The 7990-nt window shown below is 32.1% G+C and carries 6 protein-coding genes; 4 read left to right on the top strand and 2 right to left on the bottom strand.

Features of this window, described 5'->3' with window-relative positions; translation table 11 throughout:
* The first annotated feature begins 65 nt into the window (after nucleotides 1-65).
* The 4 genes from Q326_RS0115205 to Q326_RS0115220 all read left to right on the top strand — a co-directional run bounded on the left by Q326_RS0115205 (nucleotide 66) and on the right by Q326_RS0115220 (nucleotide 4245).
* Nucleotides 66-1013, top strand: coding sequence for a hydroxymethylglutaryl-CoA lyase (locus Q326_RS0115205; RefSeq protein ID WP_026896131.1), 948 nt, complete (start codon nucleotides 66-68; stop codon nucleotides 1011-1013).
* Between the two features lie 82 nt (nucleotides 1014-1095).
* Complete coding sequence (locus Q326_RS0115210) at nucleotides 1096-2376, top strand: hydroxymethylglutaryl-CoA reductase, degradative (RefSeq protein ID WP_347876193.1); 1281 nt, start codon at nucleotides 1096-1098, stop codon at nucleotides 2374-2376.
* Nucleotides 2377-2433: 57 nt separating this feature from the next.
* Complete coding sequence (locus tag Q326_RS0115215; protein ID WP_026896133.1) at nucleotides 2434-2877, top strand: hypothetical protein; 444 nt, start codon at nucleotides 2434-2436, stop codon at nucleotides 2875-2877.
* Entirely contained in the window at nucleotides 2878-4245 is a 1368-nt protein-coding gene (locus Q326_RS0115220; RefSeq protein WP_026896134.1) for a tripartite tricarboxylate transporter permease, read from the top strand.
* Nucleotides 4246-4519: 274 nt separating this feature from the next.
* On the opposite strand, the gene Q326_RS0115230 is transcribed toward Q326_RS0115220, so the two are convergent.
* Together Q326_RS0115230 and nhaC are read right to left on the bottom strand one after the other, a co-directional pair.
* On the bottom strand, nucleotides 4520-6052 hold the full coding sequence (locus Q326_RS0115230; RefSeq protein WP_026896135.1) for a PDC sensor domain-containing protein: 1533 nt from the start codon (nucleotides 6050-6052) through the stop codon (nucleotides 4520-4522).
* Between the two features lie 380 nt (nucleotides 6053-6432).
* Nucleotides 6433-7842 carry a Na+/H+ antiporter NhaC gene (gene nhaC / locus Q326_RS17645; protein WP_034602538.1) on the bottom strand — a complete coding sequence of 470 codons (1410 nt, stop codon included), beginning with the start codon at nucleotides 7840-7842 and terminating at the stop codon, nucleotides 6433-6435.
* Nucleotides 7843-7990 lie beyond the last annotated feature (148 nt).

The raw sequence follows: 7990 nt of genomic DNA on the forward strand, positions 1-7990 counted from the left end.
TAGACCGTTTAATTTCCTTGAAATAGTCTATTAAAGGTAGCATTATAAAAATGGGAGTGATATCTATGAAAGAAGATGTATTAATCCAAATACAAGAAGTTGGTCCCCGTGATGGCTTACAAAATGAAAAAGTCATTTTAGATACAGAATCTAAAATAAAGCTAATAGACCTATTAGTAGATGCAGGTTTAAAGCGTATTGAAAGTACTTCTTTTGTAAGTCCTAAACATGTGCCACAACTTGAAGATGCAGAAAAAGTTACAAAAATAATTATGTCTAAAAAGAATAATGTAAATTATTCTACCTTAGTACCAAATGTAATAGGTGCCCAAAGGGCTTTACAAAGTGGAGCAAAAAATTTATCCGTATTTGTTTCTGCAAGCGAAGCTCATAATCAAGCCAATGTAAATATGTCAATCAAACAATCCTTGAGTCAGTTAAGAGATATTGCTAAAAAAGCCCATGAGTCAAAATCTGGACTTAGGGCATATATTGTAACAGCTTTTGGTTGTCCATATCAAGGTACTGTTCCAGAAAAAACTGTAATAGAAATTTGCAATCAACTTGTAGATATGGGGGTACAAGAAATATCTCTAGGTGATACTACAGGAATGGCCAACCCAGACCAAGTTAGTCATATGATAAAAAATATATTGAATTTATTAGAAAATGAGGTTAAATTAGCGGTCCATTTCCATGACACTCGAGGAATGGGACTAGCAAATGTATATTCGGCTTTTAAAAGTGGGATAAGAATATTCGATGCTTCAATAGGAGGAATAGGTGGTTGTCCTTTTGCTCCTGGTGCAACTGGCAATGTAGCAACAGAAGATATAGTTCATATGTTTACTTCTATGGGATATAACACTGGTATTAATCTTGATAAACTTCTTGAAGCAAATAGATTTTTGCAAAAAAAGTTAGACAAGCATCTCCCAGCATACATGGGAAAAGCTGAAGCTATATGGAAAATCATTAATAGAAATTCTAATATGCAATATATAAAAATCTAAAATAAAATTATTATATTCTCTTTGCATTGATATGTGAAGATATATTTTATTATAAAATCAATATTTAATTAAAAGAAAGGGGATTAGATTAATGAAAACAAGTTCTTATAGTGGCTTTTACAAACTTTCACCTAAACAAAGATTAATGGAGGTAGCTGAATTTGCAAATCTAGAAAAAAATGAAATTGATACACTAAAAAAAGAAGGTGCTTTAGGAATTGATGTGGCCGATAGAATGATAGAAAATGCCATTTCTAGCCTTTCAATTCCCTTAGGAGTGGGATTACACTTTTTGATTAATGGAAAAGATTATGTGATACCAATGGCCACAGAAGAACCTTCCGTGATAGCAGCATCTAGTAATATGGCTCGTGTATGTAGAAAAAAAGGTGGTTTTTTTGCATGTAATACAGGCCCCATAATGATAGCACAAATACAAGTTATTAATGTGCCTGATGTTTACGCTGCTAGAATCCGTTTATTTGAATCTCGAGAAACGCTTATCAAAATTGCAAATAAACAAGATCCATTATTAGTGAGTTTGGGTGGTGGAATGAAAGATCTAGATGTAAATTTAGTGCCATCATCTCAAGGAACAATGCTTGTATTGCATATTATGGTTAATACGAAAGACGCCATGGGTGCAAATACTGTTAATACCATGGCAGAAGCCCTTGCTCCCCATGTGGAAAAAATTACAGGAGGTAAAGTCTATTTAAGAATATTATCAAATCTTGCAGATAAACGTCTAGTTCGTGTAAGAACAGTGGCGGACAAGGAAGCTTTGGGAGGAGAAGATGTTGTTGATGGAATAATTAGTGCCTATGAATTTGCAGCTGCAGACCCCTATAGAGCAGCAACCCACAATAAGGGTGTTATGAATGGTATAAGTTCCGTAGTTCTAGCCACAGGTAATGATACCCGTGCTGTTGAAGCTGGAGCCCATGCCTATGCAGCTAGAAATGGTAGATATACCTCCTTAACCCATTGGGAGAAAAATGCAGATGGAGATTTAGCAGGAACTATTGAAATTCCCATGCCTGTGGGATTAGTAGGCGGTGCCACTAAGGTTCACCCCATTGCAAAGCTTGCAGTAAAGATTCTAAAAGTAAAATCTGCCCTTGAGCTTGGTGAAGTTATTGGAGCAGTTGGTTTGGCACAAAACCTTGGTGCGATGAGAGCCTTGGCAACAGAAGGTATTCAGCGTGGTCATATGTCACTTCATTCAAGAAATATAGCTGTAATGGCAGGGGCATCACCAGATATGGTAGATAAGATAGTAGAAATAATGATAGCAGAGGGTAAAGTCCGTATGGATAGAGCTAAAGAAATCATTGAAGAATTGAAAAATAAAAAATCATAAAGAAAATACTTCTCTAAAAAATTTTAACACAATCAATGTTAATAAAGGGGGATTAAAATGGAGTCTACTACTAATAAACGCCTAGCTGAAGTTTGGGGAGATACTGTAGTGTTAAAAGAATTGTTTTTTTCTTCTATTTTAGGAATTACCCTTACTATGCTGGGATATATACTAGGATCAAAGTTTTTCTCTGGTATAGAAACACTGGAGCCTGGATTAGTTAAAGGATATGCACTGATGATTGGAATTATAGGATGCGTACTCTCTGGTATTCTTTCAGCAAAACTTTTTAAACCAAAACGAATTGTAGAAGAAAAATTTGAACAAGAAAATATAGAAGATGTTATTAAATCTGGCGGCATGACCTTAGAAGAGGAAATTCTTGCACTCTCAACAGTTGATAAACAAATTTTAGATGAGATGGAAGAACTGAATCTTACTGCCTTATTAGAGTTAAGGTCCAAAACAGATAATGAAAATAAAGAAAAAGGAGGGATTTAAATGTTGATACTTCAAGCCTTTTTAGCTTCAGTGGTAGGCGGCATTCTATATTCTATTATTGGAATTATCCCTGGCACCGATGAAACGGCAACTATGGCCCCTGTTACTCTAATATTAGTATTATTAGGATTCGAACCTGTTGTTTTATTCTCGTGGTTTATAGGAATTATTGTTGCTATGCAAATTTCCCATACAATTCCAACTGCTATGGCTGCATTACCAGGAAGTACTATGGCAGTTCCCATGGTGTACAACTGTTCCATAGCTAAAAAATTAGGCATTCCTCATATAGCTATGAGAAAGATGGCTGCAGGTTCACTAATTGGCTCAATTGTAGCTATCCCCATATCTGTAGGATTTGCAGTTCTTCTTGCTCCTTTAGGTGGATATATCAAGCCCTATATAGGTCTAATTTTCACTTTAGGAGCTATGATAATAGCCTATATGTCTAGAGCTAAATGGGGTGCAGTTATAGCATTATTCCCCTTTGCTTTCTTAATTCAAGGATTGCAAATGGTAGCGAAGCAAGGCTCAGGGAAAACGTTATTTATATCAATTTTCATGGGTATAACTATAGGTCCCATGATTTCAGAAATTTTCAATGTATTTATTCCTCACATCAGGAATAATCAGATGCGTGATAAGCCAAATGAAATATGGCTTGCTCCCGATATTAAAAGCAAAAATTCTTTTTACCCTAATCCATTTAAAGTATTAACAAAAAAACAGAGCACTTATGCAGTGGGCGCTTCAGCAATAGCTGGTTGTACATTTACGTTTTCTCCTGTAGGTATGACAGTCATGCTAGGAGAACTGATTAGTAGTCGCTCTAAAGAACTTTATGACAGAGTTACAACTGGTCTAGGAGTACAAGATGCTGTAAGTAATGCTACTTATTTAGGAGAATTAATTATTCCACTACTGGCCTTTGGCATTCCACTAAGTCCTGTAGCCCTAGGACCTGCGGCTCCTTTATTTAATGCTCCTCCTGTTTTCACCATTGATCCAGTAGTTAATCTTCATACTTATATGGTTCATTGGGAATATATTGTATATGGTATTATTGGAGTAATTGGAGGATCTCTTTTTGCATATCCAATGGCAATTAAATATGCTCGATCTTGGACAGAAAAAATGTTTAAATCTGTAAGTCATGAAGCCTTGATTGGTGCTTTCTTAGGGCTGATTTGTATGTTAGCATATTACGAGGCTGGAATATTAGGTATTGCTATTGCCCTAACCATTGGAGTGTTTGGAGGAATACTTCATAATATCTTCGGAATCCATACTGGAGTTCAATTTATGGGTTATTATGCCTCAGGCTGGATTGTTGCAAAAGTTATGTTCTTAATGGAAATTGTTGGATAATATTTATTTAATCTTTAATATCTAAAAAGCTATCTCAAGAATAACCATTTCTTTTAGATAGCTTTTTAGATTAAATTAATTATTAGTCTTATTATTATTTTTATCCATTCTATTTCTTTTCCTGCTTCTAATTCAAATATATCTGTTTTATTATGGTCATCACTTAATTCTTTAACTAACTCAGAGGCATCAGAAAATACTATTTTTATATTTATCACTATATTTTTTACTAAAACCTGTATCGCTTTCTATACTGTGAATATCTTCAAAATAGTTAACTTTTAAACTTAGCTATATATTCATTTAATTCTTCTCCCAATTCAGCCAAACATTGACTAGCGGAAGATATTTCTTCCATTAACAATCTCTGTTCTCCTATCAGTGAATAAATATCTTTTGTTTGTATAGATTCAAATAGTACAATATCTTGAGTTTGAGTCAATTCTTTAGTTAATTTTCCAACTTCTTTATTAATTAATTCAAGTTGATTATTTATTTCTTCATTCTTTATATTATTATTTTCTATAGTGAATTTATTGGTCTTATTGTATAAATCTTCCATACATTTAATTAATTTCTTTATTTTTTTTACATTTTTATCTCTTATTTCTGCTATATTAGCTGAATTCTCTACAATATTATCTGTATCTATACTAGATTTATATGACAATACAGCTAATTCATCTGAGAAAGTAGATATTTTATTAGAAATATCATTAAGCTCAGATAAGAATTCTCTTAAGCTTACAATAATCATTTGAAAAGCATTAAACATCCTTCCAATTTCATCTTTCATATTTAAATATTTTTTATCAATATCTTCAGTTATATCTAATTCAGCCATTTTTTCTACATTATTAGTTGCCACTTTTATAGGTTTGGCTATTGAGTTTCCTAAGATAAAAGTCAATACCACAGATATTATAGCTAGTATTATAGATAATATTATAGTGCTATATACCATATTATCTAGTGGTTTCATTACTTCATCTACAGGAGCAGCTAATCCTATATCCCATCCATTAAATTCAAGATTATTATACAAAAGAAATATTTCTTTTCCATTATAGTCTATAATATTATTTAGTCCACCTTCTCCTCTGCTTTTCAAAATAGCAGCTTCATTATAAATTTCATTTATATTTGTTAATCCATTTTCTTTTGAATAAAGAAACTCTTTTTGAGGGTGTGCAAGAATATTTCCATTGTTATCAACTAAAAAAGCATATCCACCCTTTAAAGGTTTTGATTTATTAATAGTATTCACTATATGATTTACAGATATATCAGCAGCTAAAACTCCAATAATACCTTGTTCTGTCCTAATAGCCTTAGAAAAAGTAACAATCAATCCTCCATGATTTATATCTACATAAGGAGATGAGATTGCTATTTCATCAGTTTGTATAGCATTTTTATACCATTCTCTTTCAACAACATTATAATCGTCATCAGGAATCCAGATATTAAATCCTGTTACAAAAACATTGTCAGGAAAAGCAATATAATACTCTTTGACATCAGGATTTTTTTTGTTTTTATAATTAAAATATTCTATCAGCTTGTCCCTATTATAATCGTTTTTATACATAAGCTCATTATAAAGATCATTTAATAATCTTGCTTGAGTAGAAATCCATCCTTCTATTTCTACAGCATGTCTCTTTGAAATCTCCTCTAATTTTGCAAATGTTTGTTCCTTTATATTTGTAGATAATATTTTATAACTAATTATAGTTGCTGATAAGATACTAAAAATACATATGAAACAACTTACTAAAATAATTTTACTTCTAATACTTTTCATAGTCTCACTCCAAAGTCATATATTATTTCTGATATGCTTTCTATTTAGCTTTTTTAACATTCTCACTATCTATAAATATGTAAAACTAAAAAAACATAATAAATACATCTTCATTATAACTTAAATCTAATTTTAACGGAACTATTATTTTACATAAACTTGATCATCATAATTTATTATATAAATATTATAATCACTGCTAAGTTCTGAACATATACCTGTGACAAAAACATAAAACAGTTAGTAGTTAATGGTTAGTAGTAAGTAGTTTAATGATGCAATCCATAGGATTTCCACCATCAACTACTAACTACTAGCTACGAACTACTAACTGTTTTTACACCTTTCCTATTAACCTAAACTCAAATAAGTGGAGGCTTTTATTTGTTCTTATTTTTATTTTTATAAAACACAAAAATCCCTAAATAAGTAAATGTTATTGCTACAATAGGATTTATTAAATTCATAAAAGCATATGGCAAATAAGAAAATGTAGCTACTCCCAGCGTTGCCGCTTGATATGCTCCACATCCATTCCAAGGAACTAATGCTGACCACATAGTCCCACCGTCTTCTAAGGTTCTAGATAAAAATTTCCTGTCTAAATTTCGTTCATCATATGCTTTTGCATACATCCTACCTGGAACTATTATTGATAGATATTGATCTGTTAATACAAAATCTCCTAAAATCCCAGTAATGATAGTTAACGAAACTAATCCCCCTAAAGATTTAACTCTTTTAACTAAACTACCTAGTATAACCTCTGTAAATCCTGCTTTTTCTAATATGCCTCCAAATGCCAATGCAAATATTATCAATGATATAGTCCACATCATGGAATTCAAACCACCACGATTTAGTAATTTATCTACTATTTCTACTCCTGTATTTCCTTTAAATCCATAATGAAAATTTAATAATACTTCCCCTAGTCCTCTTCCTTGAAATATCATTGCAAATATTCCACCCAGCCCTGATGCTGCCAATAAAGATGGTATACTGGGAACTTTTTTAATTGCTGCAATTATTACAAATAGCGGTGGTATTAACAACCATATATTGATATTAAAATTCTCAAATATAGTACTTCTAATCAACTCAACTCTACCTGGATCAAAATTTCCCCCTCCAATTTTGAACCCAATAATTCCATATATTATTAAAGATATTATAAAACTTGGTAAAGTAGTAGATAACATGGCCCCCACATGTTCATAAAGTGGTGCTTCAGCAGTTGCAGCTGCAACATTAGTACTATCAGAAAGAGGTGATAGTTTATCCCCAAAGTAAGCCCCTGATATTACCATTCCTGCTGCTAAGGCTGGATTTATACCTAATCCTGCTGCTATACTCATAAGGGCTATACCAACAGTTCCCGATGATGTCCATGCACTACCTGTTGCAACTGAAACTATTGCACATAATATTGCCCCTGTAGGCAAAAATATAGTTGGAGAAATTAACCCTAATCCATAATATACCATTGCTGGTACAGTCCCTGATGAAACCCAAGTACCAATCAACATACCTACTATCATTACTATAATTAATGCCTCCATTGCTCTATATATACTTTGAAGCATTCCTTTTAATATATTATTCCATGAAAAACCTAACCTAACAGCCATAAAAGAAGCCAATACACATGCTAAGACAATAGGTATATGAGGCTCTAACTCATATTTTAATATTCCTACTATTATTATTACCATCATACCTATAATAGGAACTAATGCTTCCCACAACTTAGGAATACGAATTTCTTTAAACTTTTTTACTTTTTCCATTATTAATCCCCCTCGTATAATATGTTTAGAACCACTCTTAAAAGTGTTCTAAGCATATTAATTTATTTTATTTCTTATTACACTTTTACAAAGAGATATCCTAAGGCTAAAATATACTTATAGAATAATTAGCGAAGGATAATTCTTT

The sequence above is a fragment of the Clostridiisalibacter paucivorans DSM 22131 genome (assembly GCF_000620125.1).
Taxonomy (GTDB): Bacteria; Bacillota; Clostridia; order Tissierellales; family Clostridiisalibacteraceae; genus Clostridiisalibacter; species Clostridiisalibacter paucivorans.

Bases quoted from the DNA above. Each gene is read 5' to 3' on its own strand.
- Q326_RS0115205 (WP_026896131.1), top strand. From the start codon at position 66: ATGAAAGAAGATGTATTAATCCAAATACAAGAAGTTGGTCCCCGTGAT.
- Q326_RS0115215 (WP_026896133.1), top strand. From the start codon at position 2,434: ATGGAGTCTACTACTAATAAACGCCTAGCTGAAGTTTGGGGAGATACT.
- Q326_RS0115220 (WP_026896134.1), top strand. From the start codon at position 2,878: ATGTTGATACTTCAAGCCTTTTTAGCTTCAGTGGTAGGCGGCATTCTA.
- Q326_RS0115230 (WP_026896135.1), bottom strand. From the start codon at position 6,052: ATGAAAAGTATTAGAAGTAAAATTATTTTAGTAAGTTGTTTCATATGT.
- nhaC (WP_034602538.1), bottom strand. From the start codon at position 7,842: ATGGAAAAAGTAAAAAAGTTTAAAGAAATTCGTATTCCTAAGTTGTGG.